Origin of the sequence: Sorangium aterium (assembly GCF_028368935.1) — a bacterium.
Lineage (GTDB): Bacteria > Myxococcota_A > Polyangia > Polyangiales > Polyangiaceae > Sorangium > Sorangium atrum.
Genome location: NZ_JAQNDK010000002.1, coordinates 1,719,644 through 1,739,594, shown reverse-complemented (window position 1 = coordinate 1,739,594; position 19,951 = coordinate 1,719,644). Strand labels below are relative to the sequence as shown.

Annotated in this window: 16 protein-coding genes; 8 read left to right on the top strand and 8 right to left on the bottom strand. The window is 72.2% G+C overall.

What is annotated here, in order from left to right:
• Positions 1–30: 30 nt before the first annotated feature.
• Positions 31–429 carry a (deoxy)nucleoside triphosphate pyrophosphohydrolase gene (locus POL72_RS21525; protein WP_272097380.1) on the top strand — a complete coding sequence of 133 codons (399 nt, stop codon included), beginning with the start codon at positions 31–33 and terminating at the stop codon, positions 427–429.
• A 13-nt stretch (positions 430–442) separates the two neighbouring features.
• Here POL72_RS21525 and POL72_RS21520 read toward each other — a convergent pair whose 3' ends face one another.
• The 3 genes from POL72_RS21520 to POL72_RS21510 all read right to left on the bottom strand — a co-directional run bounded on the left by POL72_RS21520 (position 443) and on the right by POL72_RS21510 (position 3,150).
• Positions 443–1,513 (bottom strand): FecCD family ABC transporter permease, encoded by a 1,071-nt coding sequence (locus tag POL72_RS21520; protein ID WP_272097379.1) that lies wholly within the window; start codon positions 1,511–1,513, stop codon positions 443–445.
• Entirely contained in the window at positions 1,510–2,406 is an 897-nt protein-coding gene (locus POL72_RS21515) for a type III pantothenate kinase (RefSeq protein ID WP_272097378.1), read from the bottom strand. Before POL72_RS21515 ends, POL72_RS21520 begins: the two co-directional genes overlap by 4 nt.
• A 102-nt stretch (positions 2,407–2,508) precedes the next feature.
• Positions 2,509–3,150 (bottom strand): O-methyltransferase, encoded by a 642-nt coding sequence (locus POL72_RS21510; protein ID WP_272097377.1) that lies wholly within the window; start codon positions 3,148–3,150, stop codon positions 2,509–2,511.
• A 93-nt stretch (positions 3,151–3,243) separates the two neighbouring features.
• Between POL72_RS21510 and POL72_RS21505 the strand changes: the two genes are divergently transcribed.
• Positions 3,244–3,954 (top strand): hypothetical protein, encoded by a 711-nt coding sequence (locus POL72_RS21505; protein ID WP_272097376.1) that lies wholly within the window; start codon positions 3,244–3,246, stop codon positions 3,952–3,954.
• An 80-nt stretch (positions 3,955–4,034) separates the two neighbouring features.
• Positions 4,035–4,469 (top strand): hypothetical protein, encoded by a 435-nt coding sequence (locus tag POL72_RS21500; RefSeq protein ID WP_272097375.1) that lies wholly within the window; start codon positions 4,035–4,037, stop codon positions 4,467–4,469.
• Between the two features lie 141 nt (positions 4,470–4,610).
• Here the strand turns inward: POL72_RS21500 and POL72_RS21495 are convergent, their stop codons facing one another.
• Positions 4,611–5,405 carry an SDR family oxidoreductase gene (locus tag POL72_RS21495; protein ID WP_276596855.1) on the bottom strand — a complete coding sequence of 265 codons (795 nt, stop codon included), beginning with the start codon at positions 5,403–5,405 and terminating at the stop codon, positions 4,611–4,613.
• A gap of 501 nt (positions 5,406–5,906) precedes the next feature.
• On the opposite strand from POL72_RS21495, the gene POL72_RS21490 reads away from it, so the two are divergent.
• The gene (locus POL72_RS21490) at positions 5,907–6,485 is read left to right on the top strand and encodes a protoglobin family protein (RefSeq protein WP_272097373.1); all 579 of its coding nucleotides are present in this window, start codon (positions 5,907–5,909) and stop codon (positions 6,483–6,485) included.
• A 250-nt stretch (positions 6,486–6,735) separates the two neighbouring features.
• Complete coding sequence (locus POL72_RS21485; protein WP_272097372.1) at positions 6,736–8,094, top strand: hypothetical protein; 1,359 nt, start codon at positions 6,736–6,738, stop codon at positions 8,092–8,094.
• Between the two features lie 21 nt (positions 8,095–8,115).
• Here the strand turns inward: POL72_RS21485 and POL72_RS21480 are convergent, their stop codons facing one another.
• The gene (locus POL72_RS21480; protein ID WP_272097371.1) at positions 8,116–8,328 is read right to left on the bottom strand and encodes a hypothetical protein; all 213 of its coding nucleotides are present in this window, start codon (positions 8,326–8,328) and stop codon (positions 8,116–8,118) included.
• A 395-nt stretch (positions 8,329–8,723) separates the two neighbouring features.
• Positions 8,724–12,143, bottom strand: a complete 3,420-nt coding sequence (locus POL72_RS21475) for a transglutaminase family protein (protein ID WP_272097370.1) — start codon at positions 12,141–12,143, stop codon at positions 8,724–8,726.
• Positions 12,144–12,601: 458 nt separating this feature from the next.
• Between POL72_RS21475 and POL72_RS21470 the strand changes: the two genes are divergently transcribed.
• The 3 genes from POL72_RS21470 to POL72_RS21460 all read left to right on the top strand — a co-directional run bounded on the left by POL72_RS21470 (position 12,602) and on the right by POL72_RS21460 (position 17,369).
• The gene (locus tag POL72_RS21470) at positions 12,602–14,518 is read left to right on the top strand and encodes a serine/threonine-protein kinase (protein WP_272097369.1); all 1,917 of its coding nucleotides are present in this window, start codon (positions 12,602–12,604) and stop codon (positions 14,516–14,518) included.
• A gap of 10 nt (positions 14,519–14,528) precedes the next feature.
• Positions 14,529–15,605, top strand: coding sequence for a hypothetical protein (locus tag POL72_RS21465; RefSeq protein ID WP_272097368.1), 1,077 nt, complete (start codon positions 14,529–14,531; stop codon positions 15,603–15,605).
• Between the two features lie 210 nt (positions 15,606–15,815).
• Complete coding sequence (locus POL72_RS21460; protein WP_272097367.1) at positions 15,816–17,369, top strand: sensor histidine kinase; 1,554 nt, start codon at positions 15,816–15,818, stop codon at positions 17,367–17,369.
• Between the two features lie 80 nt (positions 17,370–17,449).
• Here POL72_RS21460 and POL72_RS21455 read toward each other — a convergent pair whose 3' ends face one another.
• Positions 17,450–18,481 carry a DUF1835 domain-containing protein gene (locus tag POL72_RS21455; protein ID WP_272097366.1) on the bottom strand — a complete coding sequence of 344 codons (1,032 nt, stop codon included), beginning with the start codon at positions 18,479–18,481 and terminating at the stop codon, positions 17,450–17,452.
• A gap of 181 nt (positions 18,482–18,662) precedes the next feature.
• Positions 18,663–19,805 (bottom strand): hypothetical protein, encoded by a 1,143-nt coding sequence (locus POL72_RS21450; RefSeq protein WP_272097365.1) that lies wholly within the window; start codon positions 19,803–19,805, stop codon positions 18,663–18,665.
• Positions 19,806–19,951 lie beyond the last annotated feature (146 nt).

Sequence of the window (19,951 nt, the reverse complement as noted above, 5' to 3'; positions counted from 1 at the left end):
CGTACGCTCAGCAGCCCTGAGGCACTCGCCATGGAAATGGTCCGCACCATCCGCGTGGTCGCCGCCGTGATTGAACAGGACGGCCGGTACCTCATCACCCAGCGCCGCCCGACCGCCGTGCTCCCGATGCTCTGGGAGTTCCCCGGGGGGCGCGTGGAGGAGACCGAGACGGACGCGGCGGCGCTGAAGCGCGAGGTCCGCCACCGGCTCGGCGTCGAGATCGAGGTGGGCCAGCTGATCTCGTTCGTGAGCCACCCCTACGAGCGCTACGTCGTCGACCTGTACCTCTACGAGTGCCACATCAAGAGCGGCGAGCTCGCCTCGCTGGCCGTGAACGCGTTCCGGTGGGTCACGAGCGCCGAGTTCGATCGCTACCCGTTCACGCCGGCGGACGAGGCCAGCATGAACAAGCTCCTCGGCATGACCTGACGCGCCCGCGCCCTCACAGGCGCGGCGAGCGCCGCAGCAGCACGAGGAACATCGGCCCGCCGAGCACCGCGGTCACCGCGCCCACGGGCGGCTCCGTGCCGAGCCACCGGAACAGGAGCCGCGCGACGAGGTCGCACGTGGTGAGCAGGACCGCGCCGGCCACGAGCGACAGCGGCAAGAGCCGCCGGTGATCCGCGCCGCAGAGCCGGCGGATCGCGTGCGGGACGATGAGCCCGACGAAGCCGATGAGGCCGGTGCGGCTGACGATCGCGCCGACGACGCACGAGGACGCGAGGAAGACGCGGCGCTCGACGGCGCGGACGTCGACACCCAGGGTCCCTGCCGACTCGTCGCCGAGCGAGAGGAGGTTCAGCCGCGCGGCGTCGGCGAGGAGCACGGCGCAGCCTGCGGCGACGTACGCGGCGACGCCGAGGAGGGCCGAGGTCGTGGGCAGCTCGACGAAGCCGATGAGCCACCGGAGCAGCTGCTGGGCGCGCGAGGGGGAGACGAGCGTCTTGAGGAAGGAGATGAGGCCCGCCGCGATGGAGTTCACGATGACGCCGGCGAGGAGCATCGAGGCGCCGGAGGTGCCCTCGGCCGCGCCGCGAGCGATGGCGTAGACGAGCAGCGTCGCGACGAGGCCGCCGGCGAGCGCCGCCGCGGGCAGGAGCGTCGCGCCGAGGACGGTCGTCGCGCCGATGCCGAGCGCGATCGCGACCGCGGCGCCGAGCGCGGAGCCGCCGGAGACGCCCAGCACGTACGGCTCGGCCAGCGGGTTCCTGAGCAGCGCCTGGAACGCGGCGCCCACCGCCGCGAGGCCCGCGCCGGAGACGGCCGCGAGGAGCACGCGCGGCAGGCGCACGTCGATGAGCAGGGTCCGGTCGAGGCCGGGCTCGGCGACGGCGCGCGCGATCGAGACGGGCTCGGCGCCGAGGATCACGGCGAGGAGGAGCGAGAGCACGAGCGCCGCGGGCGCCGCGGCGAGGACGAGCGCGCGGCGGAGGCCCCGGCCGGGCGCGGGCGGCGCCGGGAAGGAGGGCGCGCTCGCTCGGCGCGGGGCGCGGCCGGACACGGGCGACGTCAATCCTGGCCGCCTCCGCGCGCCGCGGGCGGCAGGGTGGCGGGCCCGCTGTTGCGCTCGGCGTTCCGCTCGTAGATGAGGCGCAGCCCGCTGAGCGTCAGGTCGTCGTCGACCGCCTCGATGGTCTCGGTCTGCGGCGCGATGAGCCGCGCCAGGCCGCCGGTGGCGATGACGCGGCACGGGTAGCCGAGCTCCCGCCGGAGGCGGCCCACGAGCCCGTCGACGAGCCCCGCGTAGCCGTACACGATGCCCGACTGCATCGAGTGGACGGGGTTGCGGCCGACGACCCGGGGCGGGAGCGCGATCTCGACGCGGGACAGCCGCGCGGCGCGGGAGAAGAGCGCCTCGGCGCTGATCTGGATGCCCGGCGCGATGACGCCGCCCAGGTACTCGCCCTTCGGGGTCACGCAGTCGAACGTCGTCGCCGTGCCGAAGTCGACGACGATGGCGCCGGCGGGGTGATCACCCCGGTCGGGCTCGGCCGCGTGCGCTCGCGCCGGCGCGGCGCGGGGCGCGGGCTCGGGTTGCCGCCGCACCCACTCGTGCGCCGCGACCGCGTTGACGATCCGATCGGCGCCGACCTCGCGCGGGTTCTCGTAGAGGATGGCCATCCCGGTCTTGATGCCAGGCCCCACGACGAGCGGCTCGATCCCGAACGCCCGCTCGACGAGGCCCACCATCGTGTCGGTCAGCGTCGGCACGACGCTCGCGACGATCGCGCTGTCGATGCGGGCGAGGTCGACGCGGCGGAGATCGAGCATCTGCCGGACGAGCACGGCGTACTCGTCCGCGGTGCGGGAGCGCGCGCTCTCGCAGCGCAGGTGGTGCTGGAGCACCTCGCCCTCCAGCACCCCGAAGCTGATGTTGGTGTTCCCGACGTCGATGGCGAGCAGCATGCTGGCGCGACTCTAGCGCCGCGCGCCCGGGATCCTGCCAGGATTTCGGACGCGCCGCCGGCGCTCGCGGCGCGCTGCCGCACGCCCGCGCGCGCCCGGCCTTCAGCGCTTGCGCGCGAGCGTCACCCCGTCGCGCACGGTGAGCATGACCTTCTCGACCCGGGGATCGCGGAAGACGAGATCGTTGAAGGCGGCGATGGCGCGGCCGTCGGCGCTCTCGGGGGCGAGGACCTCGCCGCTCCAGAGGGTGTTGTCGGCGACGATCAGCCCGCCGCGGCGGAGGCGCGGGAGGGCCTCCTCGTAGTAGGCCGGATACCGCTCCTTGTCGGCGTCGATGAACACGAGATCGAAGGCCGGGCTCGCCGGCATGGCGCGGAGGGTGGCGAGCGCGTCGCCGAGCGCGATCCGGATCTTCCCGCCGTGCTCGCTGCGGTCGAAGAACGATCGGGCGATGCGGGCCACTTCGGGGTCGCGATCGCACGTGATGAGCTCGCCGTCCGGCGGGAGCGCCTCGGCCATGCTGAGCGCCGAGTAACCGGTGAACGTGCCGATCTCGAGCACCCGGCGCGCCTGAATGAGCGCGACCAGCATCCTGAGCAGGGCGCCTTCGACCCGCCCGACCTGCATGACCGCCCTCGGCTCATGGGCGAGGGTGAACTCGCGCAGCTCGTCGAGGAGCGCGGGAGGCGGCTCGGAGTGGTCGTGAACGTAGCGATCCAGCTCTGGATTGACGATGGCGATCATGGCGCGGTTCCTCGGCCGGGCACCGTAGCATCGGTGCGCGCTCGCTCCTCGCCTCACCTTGAGCCGCCGGCGGCCTTCGCGGTAGCGTCGACCATGGCCTTCTCTTCCTGGCAGACGTGCGCCGCAGCGGCGCTCCTGGCGGCGGCCTGCAGCTCGACCGGCGGCAGCCCCGGGACGGGCAGCGCCGGCAGCGCCGGCCTGGGCGGCTCCGGCGGAGCCGGCATGGGCGGCGCTGGCGGGGGCGCGGGCGGCACTGGCGGCGCTGGCGCTGGCGGCGCTGGCGGGGCGGCGAGCTCCACGACGGCCGGCGGCGGCGCGGGGGGAGAGGCTGTCTACGATTGCGCGTCGATCGGCGATCCGTGCACGACCTGCCTCGCCCTGCGCTGTCAGGAGAGCTATTGCGCGTGCCAGCGGAGCACGGAGTGCGCCGCGCTGGGCAACTGCCTCCTCGGCTGCGCGGCGGAGGACGTCGCTTGCAAGCAGGCGTGCATGACGGCGCACCGGGCGGGCATCTCGGGCATCTTCCTCGAAGGCGGCTGCGCGTCCGAGCTGTGCAGGGCGCAATGCCCGTCGCGAGACGCGTTGTCCCCCTGCGCGTCGTGCCGGTTCACGGGGTGCGCCGCCGAGATGAACGCGTGCGTCGCCGACCCGTCGTGCAGGGCGCTGCTCGCGTGCGTGGAGTTGTGCCGTGCGGACGGAGATGGTTGCCAGGAAGCGTGCGCGGCGATGCACGCGGACGGCGTGCAGACCGCCGGGGCGGTCTTCGCGTGCGAAGAGGCGAAGTGCGGTGCGGATTGCGAGTGACGGGTGAGCCGCCGCGGGCCGCCATGCCGCGCGGCGCCGCCGGGGTCGACGCCCCGGGCGAACGGGCATACCATTCCGTCGTGGCCTTCCTCGGATTGCGCGAGATCGAGCGGGACCCGTACACGGCCGTCCATCACGACCCCGCTCAGCAGCTCGTGCTCATCAAGCGATATTCGCTGAACTATCCGAGCATCGCGGCGATCGAGCTGAGCTTCGACCGCATCAATCGGTCGCTCGAGGCGATCGCCAGGCGGCGCACGCTCCTGCTCGTCGACGCCCGAGATGCACCGCTGCGCAACGACGACGGGTTCGAGAATGCGTTCGCTCACTGTCACACGCGGCTGACGGAAGGTTTCAAGAGGACCGCGGTCCTCCTGAAGAGCGCGACCGGGGTGCTCCAGCTCGGGCGGCTTTCGAAGGGCTATTCAAAGCCGATGGGCATCTTCACCCGCCCCGAGGACGCGCTCCACCACCTCGGCGTCAGCGTCGACCTGAAGCAGCTCACCGATCCCTGACGCCCCCCGCCGCCCCAGCGCGGGGCTCACCCGCACAGGAGACGGGCCCAGATCGGCGTTTTCGGCGCGGAAGCGCACTGTTGTGCGCGGAGCACCGAAAACGTCGAGGTGGGCCCGTATCCGCAGCGGGTGCGCCCCGCTCTAGGAAAGGGGTTTGCCGCCGGTTACGCCTAGGACCTCGCCGTTGACGTAGCTCGCCTCGTTCGAGGCCAGGAACACGAACGCCGGGGCGAGCTCGACCGGCTGTGCCGGGCGCTCCATTGGATGATTCTTGCCGAAGGTGGCCACCTTCTCCTTGTCGAAGGACTGCTGGATGAGCGGCGTCCACACGGGCCCGGGCGCCACGGCGTTGACGCGGATGCCACGCTCGATGAGGTCCTGCGCCAGCCCCTTGCTGAAGGTGACGATCGCGCCCTTGGTAGACGCGTAATCGAGGATATTCGAGCTCGGCTGGTACGCCTGGATCGAGGCGACGTTGATGATCGAGCCGCCTTCCTTCATGTGCGGCAGCGCGTACCGGACCATGTGAAACATGGCCAGGATGTTGACGCGGAAGGTGCGCTCGACGCGCGCAGCGTCGATGTCCTCGAACCGCTCGACGGCCTTGCCCTGCTCCGCGGCGTTGTTCACCAGGATATCGATGCGCCCGAACTTGCGCGCCGCCTCCTCGACGACCTTCCTGCAATGGCCCTCGTCGGCCAGGTCGCCGGGTATCGTGAGCGCCTCGCGCCCCGCCTCCTTCACGACGCGCGCGGTCTCCTTCGCGTCCTCGTGCTCGCTCAGGTACGAGATCGCCACGTGGGCCCCCTCGCGGGCGAACGCGAGCGCGACGGCGCGGCCGATCCCGCTGTCCCCTCCCGTGATCAGCGCGATGCGGTCCTTCAGGCGGCCGAGCCCCTTGTACGACGATTCGCCGTAATCGGGCCTCGGATCCATCCTGCCTTCGATTCCGGGACGCTCCTGTGTCTTGCCCTCGAAAGGCGGCTTCGGGCCTGCGCCTCTCGGATCCGCTGTCGGTCCAGTGTTCTGCATAACCTCCTCCTGACGCTGCGCTGTGGGAGCGGCCGAACGCGCTCCCACCGAACCGTGGCCATAAGGGCGTCGGCACAGCCCAGCCATCGGTCGCTGCCTGCTCTCCAGATCGGAGCTCCCCCTACACACCGGCGCAGCGACCGGCGAGCGGCTCGTGCCGTCGGATCCTCGCCGGGCGCTCGCGAGCGGACACGGCAGCAGGCCTCTCGCGGTGATGGACGCGGGGGACGTGATCGACGTGATCGACGTGATCGACGTGATCGAGCAGACGACGCGCGCCCCTGTCGCCCGGTGCCGCCGCGACCCGTCACGTCAAGGCTTGACAGGCGACAGCTGGTCCGGTGTCTTCACCCTGCGTCGCCTCGCGGCATGCCGCCGGCGAAGACGCGGAGGAGAACCGTGGTGATGAAACACATCGACGAGAGCCGTCTGGAGTCAGATCTCGAGTATCGGTTCGGATACCTCATCGAGTTTGTCGGCTTCGGCGAGGCGGACATCGCGGCGATCCACGGCGCCGCGCCGCACCTCGCCCCGCGGGTCGAGGCGCTCGTCGACGCGGTGTACGAGAAGCTGTTCCTCTACGACGCCACGAAGCGCCATTTCGTGCCGAAGCAGCACGGCTACGAGGGGGCGCCCCCGGCCGACCTGGCGTCGCTGACGCTGGGCCACGAGCAGATCAAGTTCCGCAAGCAGCACCTCTCGGCCTACCTCGTCCGGCTCGTGACCCACCCGTATGATCCGAAGATGGTCGCCTACCTCGACATGGTGGGGAAAATCCACACCACGAAGGCCGGCAATCCCGAGGTCGTCGTCCCGCTCGTGCAGATGAACGCGCTCATGGGCTTCGTGTCGGACGCCCTGCTCCAGACCATCCTGTCGCTGGGCCTCGACCGGGAAGCCGAGGTGCGCACCCTCCGCGCGTTCAACAAGCTGCTCTGGCTCCAGAACGACCTCATCGCGCGCCATTACCTCTCGGCGGCTTGATCCCCTCCCCCTCCGACCCCAACCATCGCCCGCCGGGACGGACCGCAGCGGCGGGCGGCGGGCGGCGGCGCGTCGAGCGGATGGCCCATTGCGCAATTGCGCGACCGTTTGCGCAAGCGCACAACGGCTTGCGCTGCGCCGGCCCGCCCCGCGCACGGCGCGATGGCGCGGCCGCCTGCGGCCCGCCTGGATCGGCCGGGAATACTGCGACGACGAACCCGGCACATGCGGTGCTAGGCGCCCGGCCACCATGAACCGATTCTTCGATGGCATCGCGCTTCTCGTGGGGCTGTCCTTCATCCCGACGGTCGCCGGCTGCAGCGACGAGCCATCCGAGGAGGAGCGCCGCTTCGCCCGGCTCGCGAGGCGCGCCGAGCAGGTGCGCGAGCTGTCGTTCCGCCACGCCGTGCCGGTCGCCACGATATCGCGGGACGAGTACGAGGCGGATCAGGAGGCCGCCGCGGCCGACGCTGAGGAGGCCGATCTCGCGGAGATGGCCGCGACCTACGGCCGGCTCGGCTTCTTCGCCGTCGACGCGGACCTGCGGGGGACGCTGGCTCGCTCGGGGGACTGGGCCGCTGCCTGGTACTCTCCCGAGAGCGAGGGCATCGTGCTCATCGGCGAGGTGGACGACGCCGTCCTCGTCCACGAGTACGTGCACGGGCTCCAGGATCAGCATTTCGACCTGGCGCCTGACCAGGACGACGCGCTGACGAGCGACGCATTCCTCGCGCAGCGGGCGGTCACCGAGGGCGACGCGACGCTCGCGGAGGGGCGCTTCATCATGCAGGAGCGCCTCGACGCCGATCTGCACCTCGTGGACTGGGGCCCGCTCCTGTCCTCGGTGCACGCGCGTCGGGAAGAGCTGCTCGCCGGGAGCGAGCTCCCGCTCTTGTTCATGGCGTATCCATCGTTCGCTTACAGCTTCGGGCTCGAGTACTGCGCCCACAACCTGACCGGGGTGAGTGCGGCGACGCCCTTCATCGACAGGCTCCCGCCGTTCGACTGGTCGAGCGAGGACGCGCTATTCACCACGCGGGCGCCTGCGAGCACCCAGCAGATCCTCACCCTCGACGCCCAGGACCCCGAGGTCGGCGTCGGACTCGACGAGATCCCGTCCGCGCTCGACGAGCGGCTCGAGCGGCTCAACTGGGACACCCTCGGCGAGTGGCTCACGTACCTGCTCCTGCGCCCGCTCGAGGGCGCGCCCGAGCTCGGCGACATGCGCGCGCTGGCCGCGGCCTGGGACGGCGATCGCGCCCTGTTCGTGCGCGATCGGAAGACGGACGCGATCGGTACGGCGTGGGCGTCGGCGTGGGACGACGCCGGCGCCGCGGCGGGCGTCGAGGCCGCGCTGTGGCGGCTCCACGACGCCTCGCCGATCGCCGGCGAGGAGCCGCGGCTCGGGCGGGCCGGCGACGGCGAGCTCATCTGGATCGAGCGGAGGGAAGAGCGCGTGGTCGCCGTCAAGAACGTCGATGAAGCGCTCCTGCCCTCGCTCGCCCAGGCCGCCTTCCCTTCCGGGCTCCGGCCGATGCGGCACGTGATCCGCACACGCCCGTCGCTCGCGGCCAGGCTCTCGCGGCGCCTGCCCGGGCCACATCCCTGATCCAGCGACGGCGCGGCGCTCTCAGATGCAGAGCGAGTCGCAGTCGTGTTCTTCTTCGCACGCCGAGACGCAATCGCCGTCGTCGTCACATGCAGCGACGCAATCGTCCCGATCCGTCGAACACGCCGTGATGCAGTCGTCCCCTTCGTCCTTGTCATCGTCCGCGTCGACGAAACAGCCTGCCGCCAGGGGAACCGTGGAAACCAAGAGCACTGCGAGCACCTTGCGCAACATGAGTTGTCCTCCTTCGTGGTGTACTGTCCGCATGCGATGCAGGGGACATCGAACACTCAAGCAGGGGGCGTACCAATCGGCGTTCTGACGCGACTCACCTGTTGTTCCGCAGACCCGGAGAGCCGTTATGCCGCGCAAAGCGAGCTCGGCGCCGGACTTCCGGCTCACCCGAGCACGTCGGCCGACGGTGGTGGGGGGTCCCGCGAGAAGGCAAATCGCCACAGCGGAGCGGGCCTTGGCGGCGCTCGGCGCCGCCGGCGCCGCGGTTTCCCGCGCGGCGCGCCGGGCGTGCGCGCTGGGCCAAAGTGTCACACCCGGCTCGACCGTGAGCGACGGACCTCCGTCCAGGCGAGCCCCCGGCCGCGCTGGGTTTCACCGCAGCGCGGCCCCGCAGCTCACCCCTCGTCTTCGGGCTTCTGCGGCTTGGGCGGCGGCCGGTCCACGGCGTAGCGCCGCAGATCCAGCGTGCAGGGCGCGTCGCCGTGGGCGAACGCCTGCTTCGCGGTCACCGGCCAGGGCGTCGGCCCCTCGATCGTGAACCGCTGCGCGCGCCGCGCCGACGCCTCGAACCGCGTGAGCGGCGCGGCGTCGAAGGCGCGGCCCTCGGGGTGCCACACGTGGTAGGCGCACGCGCCGATCGAGCGCTTGCCCCACGTGTCCAGGATGTCGATGTGAACCGGGTGGTGGATGCCGAGGTGCGCGTGCAGGCTGTGCGGCGGCGCCCAGGCGCGGAAACGCACGCCGCCCACGTGCTCGCCCGCCGTCCCCGTCGGCCGGAGCGGCAGCACGTGGCCGTTCACGAGCACCGTGTGGCGCTCCGGCGTGAGCCCCTGCACGCGCACCTCGATGCGCTCCATCGACGAGTCCACGTAGCGCGACGTGCCCGTCGTCGTCAGCTCCTCGCCGAGCACGTGCCACGGCTCGATCGCGTTGCGCACCTCCAGCACCACGTCGCCGGCGTGCAGCGTCCCCACCACCGGGCAGCGCAGCTCGATGAACGGCCGGTACGCGTCCGCGGGCAGGGCGAGCCCGCGCTGCTTCAGGTGATCCAGCACGTCCTCGAAGTCGCGCCACAGGTAGTACGGCAAGAGGAAGCGGTCGTGCAGCGCCTGGCCCCAGCGCACGAGCCGGCCCGAGTACGGCTCCTCGGCGAACGAGGCGAGCAGCGTGCGGACGAGGAGCGCCTGGGCGACCGCCATCCGAAAGTGCGGCGGCATCTCGAAGGCGCGCAGCTCGATGAGCCCCTGCCGGCCGTGCGCCGTCTGCGGATCGAACAGCTTGTCGATGCTCACCTCGGCGCGGTGCGTGTTGCCCGTCATGTCCACGAGCAGGTGGCGGAACAGGAGGTCCGAGAGCCACGCCGGCTCGTTCTGCCGGCGCTCGAACGCGCGCGAGAGCGCGATCTCCAGCTCGTAGAGGTTCTCGTGGCGCGCCTCGTCGACGCGCGGCGCCTGCGACGTCGGGCCGACGAAGAGGCCGGCGAACATGTACGAGAGCGACGGGTGGTGCTGGTTGAACGTGAGCAGGCTGGCCAGCAGATCCGGCCGGCGCAGGAAGGGGCTCGAGAGCGGCGTCGGGCCGCCGAACGTGAGGTGATGGCCGCCCCCGCTCCCCGCCATGCGCCCGTCGACCAGGTATTTCTCGCAGTGCAGGCCGCTGTGGAGCGACGCGTCGAACACCGTTTCGAGGAGCGACGCGTACGCGCGCACCCCGTCGGAGGGCGGCAGGTTCACCTCGAGCACGCCCGGGTCCGGCGTCACCGAGAAGCGGAGCACGTTCGCGCCGGGAGGCGGCGGGTACCCCTCGAGCAGCACGTCGATGCCCGTCTCCTGCCGGGTCGCGTCGATCGCGGCGATGAGGTCGAAGAAGTCGCCCGGCGAGAGGAGCGGCGGAAGGAAGACGTGGACGAGGCCGTCGCGCGTCTCCACGCAGAGCGCGGTGCGCACGCCGTAGCCCGATCGCCCCGCGGCGGGGGCGGCGCGCTGGGCGTGATGCGCGGCGCGCTCGCCGTCGTGGGCGTGCCGCTGGGCCGCGCGCGCGCGCGCCGTCTCGGCGTGCTCCGGGTCGCCGTCGCCCTCCAGCAGCTCGACGCGGCGCTGCCGCTCTTCCTCCTCGTCGGCCTCGGGCTCGCCGCGCCGCGGGTCCTGCGGCGACACGAGCTCCTCGATCGGCGGCGGCGGGGCCACCGCGACGAGCGAGCGGAGCGGGAGGCGCAGGCCGATGGAGCTGTCGCCCGGGAGCAGGAAGAGGTGCCCGCGCCGGAAGCCCCAGCGCTCGCTGATCCACGACCCCCACTGGCGCGCGAGGGGCAGGACGAAGCCGGCCTCGCGCCCGAGCCCGCGATCGAGGACCCGCGCGAGGCGCCGCCGCTCCTCCGGGTCGTCGAGGTTCGCCTTGAGCGGGTCGACGTCGGTGGGCAGGCTCGCCTCGTCCTGGAGGTGGCGCCAGGGGTCCTCGAGGGCCGGCATCAGGAAGTCGACCAGCCCGAGCCGCGCCGCGAGCGCGTCGGCGAACCTCCGCGAGAGCTCGACGCCGCGCCCGCGCGACGCGCTGGTCGCCGGATCGGCGTGGCGCGCCTGGGACATCTCGGTCCAGATCGGGACGCCGTCGCGCCGGCCGATGATCTCGAGCGCCCAGCGGGGCAGGCTCTCGCCGGGGTAGTGCTTGCCGGCGCGGAGCAGCAGGACGCCGCCCGGCGTGATCCGGCGCCGGAGCTCGTGCGCGAGCCGGAGCCCTTGCGACCACTTCGTCGGGCCGAGCGCGCCCTCGGACCACTCGGGCGCGTCCGGGTACTCGCGCGAGTTGAACGTCGGCTCGCCGCCCATGGTCAGGGAGAGACCCGCGGCGGCGAGCCGCTCGTCCGCGCGATCGGCCACCGACAGGAGCTCCTGCCACACGGGCTCCTCGTAGGGCGTGGTGGGGCGCGGCTCGTGGCCGAGCCGCCCGACCTTCATCTCGAAGGTCACGTCGGTGGCGCGTGTGTCGCTCGTGCCCTCGACCGGCGCCGCGAGCGCGGGCGAGGCGGTGCAGGCGAGCGGGATGTGGCCTTCGCCGCAGAGCAGGCCGCTCGTCGCGTCGAGGCCGATCCAGCCTGCGCCGGGGAGGAAGACCTCGGCCCACGCGTGCAGGTCGACGACGTCGCGGCTCACGCCGCGCGGCTGGTCGGGGATCATCCCCTCGTCCGTGAGCTGCACGAGGTAGCCGCTCACGAAGCGCGCGGCGAGCCCGCGCGACCGGAGCGCCGCGATGAGCAGCACCGCCGAGTCGCGGCAGCTGCCGCGGCCTTGCGCGAGCGTCTCCTCCGGCGTCCAGATGCCGGCCTCCTCGCGGATGACGTACTTGATGCGCCGGTTCACGGCGGTGTTCAGCGCGACGAGGAGCGACACGGTGTCGCCCTTCGAGGGCAGCCCGGCGAGGAACTCATCGAGCAGCGGGCCGCGGGCGAACGACGGGTCGGAGCTGTCGAGGAAGGGGGCCAGGTCCTGCTTGAGCTCGGCTGGGTACGAGAACGGGACCTCCTTCGCGCGCTCGTCGAGGAAGAAGTCGAACGGGTTCACGGGGCGCACGCTGACCGCGAGCTCGACCAGGACGTCGAGGTGAGGGACGCGCTCGCCCGCGGGCAAGAGCACCCGCGCCACGTGGTTGCCGTACGGGTCCTGCTGCCAGCGCGCCGCGATCGGCGGGTCGATCTTCAGGCTGTACGACTCGATCTTCGCCTTCGCGTGCGTCGCGGGCCGCAGCCGGATGAGCTGCGGGCCGAGCGAGGCGGGGCGGGGATAGTTGTAACGGGTCCGGTGCTGGATGAGCAGGCGCACGGTGGTTTGTCTCCGGGGGTGGCCCTATCCAACCAGAAGTGCCCCGTTGCGTCTCGCCTTCCGTGACGCGCGTGAGGCGCGCTGCGCGATCGTTTCGAGGACGATTCGGCCAGGGATCGACCGCGTGGCGGCGCGTGGGCGCGAGCGTGTGGCGGCGCGAGCGCGTGGCGGTGCGCGGACGCGAGCGCGGCGCAGCGCGCGGACGCGACGACACGAGCGTCTGACGGAGAGCGCGATGCAACGCGACCGCGCAGCGACGCGGGCGTGTGATGGAGCGACCGCACGCCAACGCGGCCTCGCGACGGCGCGAGCCGCGTGACGAAGCGACCGTGCGGCGGCACAAAAACCGCGTGTTACGCGGCCTTTGGCGCCGTTCTGTCCCCCCCGCCGCGCCGCGCCCCGACACCGGCGCCGCCCGCCCTTGCCGTCCGAGGGCGAAGCGGTGATCATCGCCCGCTGTGTCGGGTTCGGAGACGAAACAGCCCTCGCTGCCCCCGGTCGAGCCGGGGACGGTGCTCGCCGGCAAGTACCGCGTGGAGCGGGTCATCGGCCAGGGCGGCATGGGCGTGGTCGTCGAGGCGCGCCACGTCGTGCTCGACGAGCGGGTCGCCCTGAAGTTCCTGCTCCCCGAGTTCACCCTGCACCCCGAGGGCTCGGCCCGCTTCCTCCGCGAGGCGAAGGCCGGCATGAAGATCAAGAGCGAGCACGTCGCCCGTGTTTCGGACGTCGGCACGCTCGAGAACGGCGCTCCCTACATGGTCATGGAGTTCCTGATCGGGAGCGACCTGGCGCGCCTGCTGCGGGATCAAGGCGTGCTCGGCGTCGAGGACGCGATCGATTACATCGCGCAGGGCAGCGAGGCGATCGTCGAGGCCCACGGGCTCGGCATCGTCCACCGCGATCTCAAGCCCGCGAACCTGTTCCTGACGGCGCGCGTCGACGGCTCGCCGCTCGTCAAGGTGCTCGACTTCGGCATCTCCAAGATGGCGACCGGCGCGGTCGACGTCCTGACGGGCACGGACGCGGCGCTGGGCTCGGCCCTGTACATGTCGCCGGAGCAGATGCGGCAGACGCGCTCGGTGGATCACCGGACGGACATCTATGCGCTCGGCGTCTCGCTCTACGAGCTGCTCGCCGGCAGGCAGCCGTACTACGCGGAGACGCTGCCGCAGCTCTGCGCGGAGGTGCTGACGGGCACGCCGACGCCGCTGCGGGAGATCCGCCCCGACGTGCCCGCCGCGCTCGCGGCCGTGCTGGAGAAGGCGTACGCCCGCGAGCGCGAGCACCGGCACGCGTCGGTCGCCGAGCTCGTCGTATCGCTCGCGCCGTTCGCGCCCGCGCGCACGTACCCGACCCTGGCCCGGATCGCGCGCATGGGCGGCCTGTCGCTGCACGCCGCGATCCCCGGCGGGCAGCGCGCGTCGCAGCCGTCGTTCCCCGGCGGGCAACGCGCGTCGCAGCCGTCGTTCCCCGCCGTGGACTCGAGGCTCCCTGGGCCGGCCGCTCGCGAGCCGTCGTGGCCGGAGCTCGCCTCGCATCCGGCCGGGCAGCGCGACACAGCGCAGCCGCGCCCGCCGACGCCGCTCCCGCACGGGACGCCGTTCTCGCAGGCGCCGTCGCCCATCGCCCACGCCGCGACGCCTTACCCGCACCCGTCGTCGCCGTTTTCGCACTCCCCGTCGCCGGGCAACGGCGCCTTCGGGCCTCGGCCTGCCGAGGACGGCAGGCCGAGCCCGATCCCGCCGAACGGCTTCCCGGCGCCCACGCCGCAGCAGCAGATCGTCCCCGGTCCGTACAGCGCGCCGATGAGCTCGCGCGCAGCGGCGACCTTCGCCTCGTCGACCCACCTCGGGATCTCGTCGGACGGGCGCCGGATCCCTGGGCTCTCGGTCTCCCCTTCCGCGATCCTCGCGATCGCGCTGATCTCCGCGACCCTCCTCCTGGGGCTCATCGTCGGCAGCGTCTACGTGCTCCGCCGGGGCGGCGCCGACCGGACGGAGGGCACGGCGGCGGCGCCCACGGTCGCCGTGAGCACCACGGAGACCGCCGCGCCGGCGCCGGCGCCGACCCCCGAGCAGCCCGCGCCTGCCGCCGCGACGACGACGCCGGACGGACCGACGATCCGACCGACGGGGGCCGCAGCCGACGCAGCGACGACGGCCGACGCGACGGCGGCGAGCGCCTCCGCTGCCGCGAGCTCCCCCGCGTCGAACGCCGCCGCGGCCGCGAGCTCCCCCGCGGCGTCGCCGAGGACGGCGCCCACCGCCGCTCGGGGAGGCGCGCCTGCGGGGCGCACAACGCCCGCCGCCCGCCCGTCACAAGCTGCGACGACGCAGCGCCCTCCCAAGGGCATCGACCTGAACGACCCGCACTGAGCCCACAGCCATGATCCCCTCGACAGTCCATGCCCCCCGCGCGCTCCGTCGCGCCCGCCTCGCCCTCGCCGCGGTCGTGCTCGGCTCGGCCGCCCTGCTCGCGCCCTCGAGCGCCGCCGCGCAGGCCGCGGGCGGCGATCCGACGCTCGCCCAGACGTTGTTCGAGGAGGGGCGCCGCCTGATGGAGGCGAAGTCGTACGCGCAGGCGTGCCCCAAGCTGGCCGAGAGCCAGCGCCTGCGGCCCGGGACGGGGACGCTGCTCAACCTGGCCCTGTGCAACGAGGGGCTCGGCAGGACGGCGACGGCGTGGGGGCAGTTCAAGGAGGCGCTCTTCGCCTCGAAGAAGGAGGGCAACGCCGCGCGCGAGGCGTTCGCGCAGGAGCACATCGACGCGCTGGAGCCGAGGCTCTCGAAGATCCAGCTCAACGCGGAGAACACGCCCGGCCTGCTGGTCCGCGTCGACGGCGGCGACATCCCCGCGGCCGCGCTCGGCACGCCGATCCCGATCGATCCTGGGGCGCACGAGGTCGAGGCGACGGCGAGCGGCTACACGGTCTGGTCGACGACCGTCCAGGTCGGCGAGAGCGCCGATCTGAAGGCGATCGCCATCCCGAAGCTCCTGCCGGTGGCGACCACGAGCAAGCCCGCCGGGCCGCAGGCTCCGCCGGCCAGCGGCGGCGCCGGCGGCCGGAGCGGCGGGGGCAGCCTGCAGACAGCGGGCTTCGTGATCGGGGGCGCCGGCGCGGCGGTGCTCGGCGTAGGCGCCGTGTTCGGCATCCTCGCCGCGGGGCAGGCGAGCGACGCGGAAAAGGACGAAGCGCTCTGTCCGGAGAAGCTGTGTACGCCGGAAGGTCGCAAGGAGATCAACGCGGCGGAGACCAAGGCGCTCGTGTCCACGATCGGCGTCGGCGTGGGCGTCGCCGCGCTCGCCGCGGGGGCGGTCCTCGTGCTGACCTCGGGCTCATCGAGGGCGGAGGGCGCGAGCGCCGCGGCGGCACGGCACGGCTCGCCGGCGCGGGTGCACGCGCGCATCGTGCCGCTCATCGGCCCGGAGGGCGGCGGGGTCGGGGTGCTGGGCGCGTTCTAGCGCCGAGTCGCGGCAGACGCGGATCGGCCGGGGACCGAAGAGCCGGCGGGCCGAGGGCGGAGGCGCCGGGCCCGGTGGCCGAGGCAGAGAGATCAGGCCCGGTGGCCGAGGGTGGAGACGTCGGGCCCGGGCCCGGTGACGGTCACTTACGCGCCAATCAGGGGGTGTCCTCACGTGACATCCGCGCCGGCGAGCGCTCGCTTTGTGTCGATGGATGACGCCGGCCCGCTAGCAAAGACCTCCGCTGCCTCCCGGCTCCGCAGCTGCAAGCGCGACGTGCTCGATCGCTGGACGCGCCGGGTGCTCGACGATCCCAGGGCGCCGGCGCCACTGCGGGGCGAGCGCCCGATGCTCGTCGACGCGGTGCCGGCGCTGCTCGAGCACCTCATCGAGGCGCTCGCTGCGAGCCGGCTCGCCGGCGAGGACGCGGCGCTCCGCGGCGCCTACGAGCGGGTCGAGGACCACGCGCGCCGCTGCGTCACGCGGGGCCGCTGCATCGCGGCGGCGCTGCGGGAGCTATCGCACCTCCGGGCTGCGCTGATCGAGGAGTGCGTCGCCCAGGGCATCGCGCTCGGGGTGGGGGAAACGCAGGTCCTCCACGCGGTGGTGGACGCGAGCATGTGGACGAGCGCCCTCGAGATCGAGCGAGCGACGCGCGCCGCGCTCGAGGACAGCGGCGCGCGCCTGCGGCTCGCGACGCAGGCGGGCGGCGTCGGCATCTGGGATTACGACACGGTGACCGGCCAGCTGCGCTGGGACGACCGCTGCCGGGAGGTGTGCGGGCTGGAGCCGGCGTCGGACGTCGATTACGAGCTCTTCCTTTCGGCGATCCACCCCGACGATCGCGCGCGCGTGCAGGAGGCCGTGCGGCGCTCGCAGGCCCCGGAGAGCGGCGGCGAGTACAGCATCGAGTACCGCCTCGTGGGGCTCCGCGACCGGATCGAGCGCTGGGTCTGCGTGCAGGGGCGAACCTTCTTCGACGCGACCGGGCGCAGCGTCCGGATGATCGGCACGGCGATCGACATCTCCGATCGCAAGCGGGCGGAGGCTGCGCGGCTGGACGATCTCGCGTTTCGCGATCGATTCCTGGCCGCGCTCAGCCATTACCTGCGCACGCCGCTCACGGCGGTCACGCTGGCGTCGAGCACGCTGGTGCGCCACGGCAACCTGACGCCGCGCCAGGCGACGAGCGTCGAGGGGATCGCGGCGAGCGCGCGCCGCATGGCGCGGACGATCGAGGACCTGCTCGATCTGACCAGGAGCTGCTTCGGCGACAGCATCCCGATCGCGCGGAGGCCGGGGAACCTCCATGTCCTGTGCAAGGGGGCGATCGACGAGCTCCGGGCGACGCACGCGGGGGTGCCGATCCGGCTCGATCTGCGGGGGAGCGGCGCGGGGCTGTGGGATCCCGAGCGGATCGCCCAGATGGTGACGAACCTCGTGCAGAACGCGGCCGACCACGCCGAGCCCGGGAGCGCCGTGCGGGTGGCGATCCGGCCGCGCGGGGGAGACGTGCTGATCGAGGTGCACAACAAGGGCCCGGCGATCGCGCCGGAGCGGCTCGGGACGCTGTTCGAGCCCTGGCAGCAGGCGTCGCCCGCGGAGGGGCGAGCGAGCGCGGGGCGGGGGCTAGGGCTCGGGCTGTTCATCGCGCACCAGATCGTGCGGGCGCACGGCGGGGCGATCGAGGTGGCGAGCCATGCGGAGCGGGGGACGACGTTCACGGCGCGGCTGCCGCGGAGGGGGGCGGCGGCGAGGGGCTGATAGGTGGGGGCAGCGGCGCACATGGGATCCCGTGGCGTGAGGCGGCCACAGTGATCCCGCCGTGCGGATCACGTTAGCTCTTACAGTCGAGCGAGCCGTCCATCGTCGAGCAGCACCCAGGGGGCGGAAGCCGAGTACGCCTCGGTCCCGGCGATTGGCAGGCTTGGCGCATCCGTCAGCTGCTCGAGTCCCTTATCCCGTAGCCGCATCCCACGTTCCGTGAGGCGATACACCTCCGAGAGCATGGGGTAGCCAGCATTGGGCGGTTTTGGACCAGGCGCGCGTTCCACGACCGCGCTCGAATCGTGGTTTGCCCAGTGCTCCAGCCGGCGTGGCAGGAACAGGTCGCCTGTACAGAAAAGGAGATGCCACATGTCTACCAGCGTCTCCGACTTCTGCGCGGCCACGCCCGCCGGAGTTTGCCACTCAGTCGACAGCCGAGAGAGAATGATCTCGTCGAATCGACTCAAGCGCAGGTCTCCCTCTGCGGTCCTTCTCGGAAAGAAGCAGGAGAGGAACGCCCACAGGGGGGCAAGCTCCGGAAACCCTTCGACGCCAGCCCTGCAGCTCTCTGCGAACGACAAGGGGTTCTCGTCGACGTAGCTGTCCCAGAGGCGAATGGCATGTTCGTAGCGTTCCCCCGACCAGGGCCGCGCCTTACCAAGGCGGTCCAGAAGGATCTCGTCCGCATGATCGGACACTGACTCGGAGCAGGTAAACGGACGAACCAACACCTCACGGCTCGCTGCTCTCGACGGTGAAACAGGCTCGAAATCGAGAACGAAGATGTCGTGATGCGCGAACCCGAGATGGCGCAACCAGCTGCAAGTCCTCCAGAGGTTCACCCGCTCGTGAAGGCTCGCCGACACCCACAAGGCGACGGGAGGCTCCCAGTGGGCATCCGACGAATAGAGCTTGTCCCATTCCTCGGTCGAATTCCACCACGCACGACGCGCCCGCGCATGTTCCAGAGCATCCCGACGGCTCGGACCGATGACAAGACGGTCGGAGGCGCACACGACATGCGTCGCACCAAGCTGCAACAGCCGCTCGGTGGTGAGCCCATCGAAAGCAACGTGAGTAGCCCCGCCAAGTTCAACGATGCTCGCCATGCTCAACAGAGCCCACACTTGCAGCAGTACCTGAAATTGTAATTCATGGCCTTTCAATGCAGCGCGAGGGACGACATTCACGGCGCGGCTGACGCGGTGCGCGGCGGGGGCGATGCGCCGACGGACGGCGAGGGCGGCGGTGCAATGCGCTCTTGCGAGAGGGCTTCCGGGAGGAAGCCAGTCAGGCCATGCAGCAGAAGGTGGAGGGCGCGCTCGCCTGGAGCTCGCCCACGGGCTCCCCGCCGTGCGGCGCGCACGCGCCCGGCTCGACATCCGCGATCACGGCCGACTTGCTCCCCAGGCCGACGCCGGGAGGTGTCACGACGCAGAACGGGACACTGGAGCTGACGAGGTTCGACGCGAGCAGGTCCGTGCAGGCGGCGTCGCGGTACACGGACGCCATGAGGGTGCACGAGGCGCCGGTCGGATCGCCGCAGCCGCAGGGGGTGCACTCGCGGCCGTCGATCACGTCCTCGAAGAAGACGTGCCTGACGGCGTACCCCTCCGGACAGCTGGCGTCGTCGCCCTCGTGGTAGATGCAGGTCAGGAAGCCGGACGGCGCCGCAGGCAAGCACGTCGTCGCGTCCTCGCACGCGGTGTACGCGCCAGGGAGGCACGCCCTGGCCCGCGTCGCCCAAGGATCGGCCCTGGGGACCGGCGGCGGGGCGTCGATGCGCGGCGTACACGCGCCGGTCGCAACCGAGGGCGCCGCGATCGTGAGCGACTGCACGCAGGGCTCGCCGTCGCAGAGCTGATCTTCGGGGATCGGGTTCGCCGCGGTGCACGCGCCGTCCCAGCCGTCGGGCGCAGCGAAGGAGGTCATCACGGTGCCCGGCTCGTCGCCTGGGCACGACACGGACGAGGATGCGGCCCAGCCGGTGGGGAGCGCGCAGGAGGCCTCGGGCGGGTCGCACGCGCAGAGCGCGCAGTCCATCGGCGGCTGCTGGAGATCGGCGAAGCCTTCGTAGCCGAGCGTCGGCGCGTCGGCGGGGCAGTCCGGGACAGCCTCGGTCGGCCCGAACCAGAGCAGCGCAGGGCCGAACCAGCCGAGCGGCGCGGGCGGGGCGCACTGGCCGGAGCACAGCGAGCTGTGCATGTCGCCGCCGGAGCCGCCCTGGCCGCTGACGCTGGCCTCGCCACCGGCGCCGGCCTCACCACCGGCGCCGCCTTGGCCGCCAGCACCGCCCTCACCGCCGGCGCCAACCCCCGAGCAATAACCCAGTCTGATCTCTTCGGGTGTACAGGGCCCCGTGATGATGATGGGCTCCTGATCGCAGCCAGCGATGAGCAGCAGCCCTGGAAGGACGAATCGTGCCGTGCGCATAGCTGAAACCTTACTTGAGCGCCGTTCTTCAGCGCAAGGCGAATGACGTACGACGACTTTCATGAACACCATTCCATGAAGCGAGAGGAATTTCTCTTTCCGCGCCAATCTGCCGAAGCGTTTTGCCGCGCTCACTATCGAATCAC

Bases quoted from the DNA above. Each gene is read 5' to 3' on its own strand.
- POL72_RS21525 (WP_272097380.1), top strand. From the start codon at position 31: ATGGAAATGGTCCGCACCATCCGCGTGGTCGCCGCCGTGATTGAACAG.
- POL72_RS21515 (WP_272097378.1), bottom strand. From the start codon at position 2,406: ATGCTGCTCGCCATCGACGTCGGGAACACCAACATCAGCTTCGGGGTG.
- POL72_RS21510 (WP_272097377.1), bottom strand. From the start codon at position 3,150: ATGATCGCCATCGTCAATCCAGAGCTGGATCGCTACGTTCACGACCAC.
- POL72_RS21505 (WP_272097376.1), top strand. From the start codon at position 3,244: ATGGCCTTCTCTTCCTGGCAGACGTGCGCCGCAGCGGCGCTCCTGGCG.
- POL72_RS21495 (WP_276596855.1), bottom strand. From the start codon at position 5,405: ATGGATCCGAGGCCCGATTACGGCGAATCGTCGTACAAGGGGCTCGGC.
- POL72_RS21490 (WP_272097373.1), top strand. From the start codon at position 5,907: ATGAAACACATCGACGAGAGCCGTCTGGAGTCAGATCTCGAGTATCGG.
- POL72_RS21485 (WP_272097372.1), top strand. From the start codon at position 6,736: ATGAACCGATTCTTCGATGGCATCGCGCTTCTCGTGGGGCTGTCCTTC.
- POL72_RS21480 (WP_272097371.1), bottom strand. From the start codon at position 8,328: ATGTTGCGCAAGGTGCTCGCAGTGCTCTTGGTTTCCACGGTTCCCCTG.
- POL72_RS21465 (WP_272097368.1), top strand. From the start codon at position 14,529: ATGATCCCCTCGACAGTCCATGCCCCCCGCGCGCTCCGTCGCGCCCGC.
- POL72_RS21460 (WP_272097367.1), top strand. From the start codon at position 15,816: ATGGATGACGCCGGCCCGCTAGCAAAGACCTCCGCTGCCTCCCGGCTC.
- POL72_RS21455 (WP_272097366.1), bottom strand. From the start codon at position 18,481: ATGGCGAGCATCGTTGAACTTGGCGGGGCTACTCACGTTGCTTTCGAT.
- POL72_RS21450 (WP_272097365.1), bottom strand. From the start codon at position 19,805: ATGCGCACGGCACGATTCGTCCTTCCAGGGCTGCTGCTCATCGCTGGC.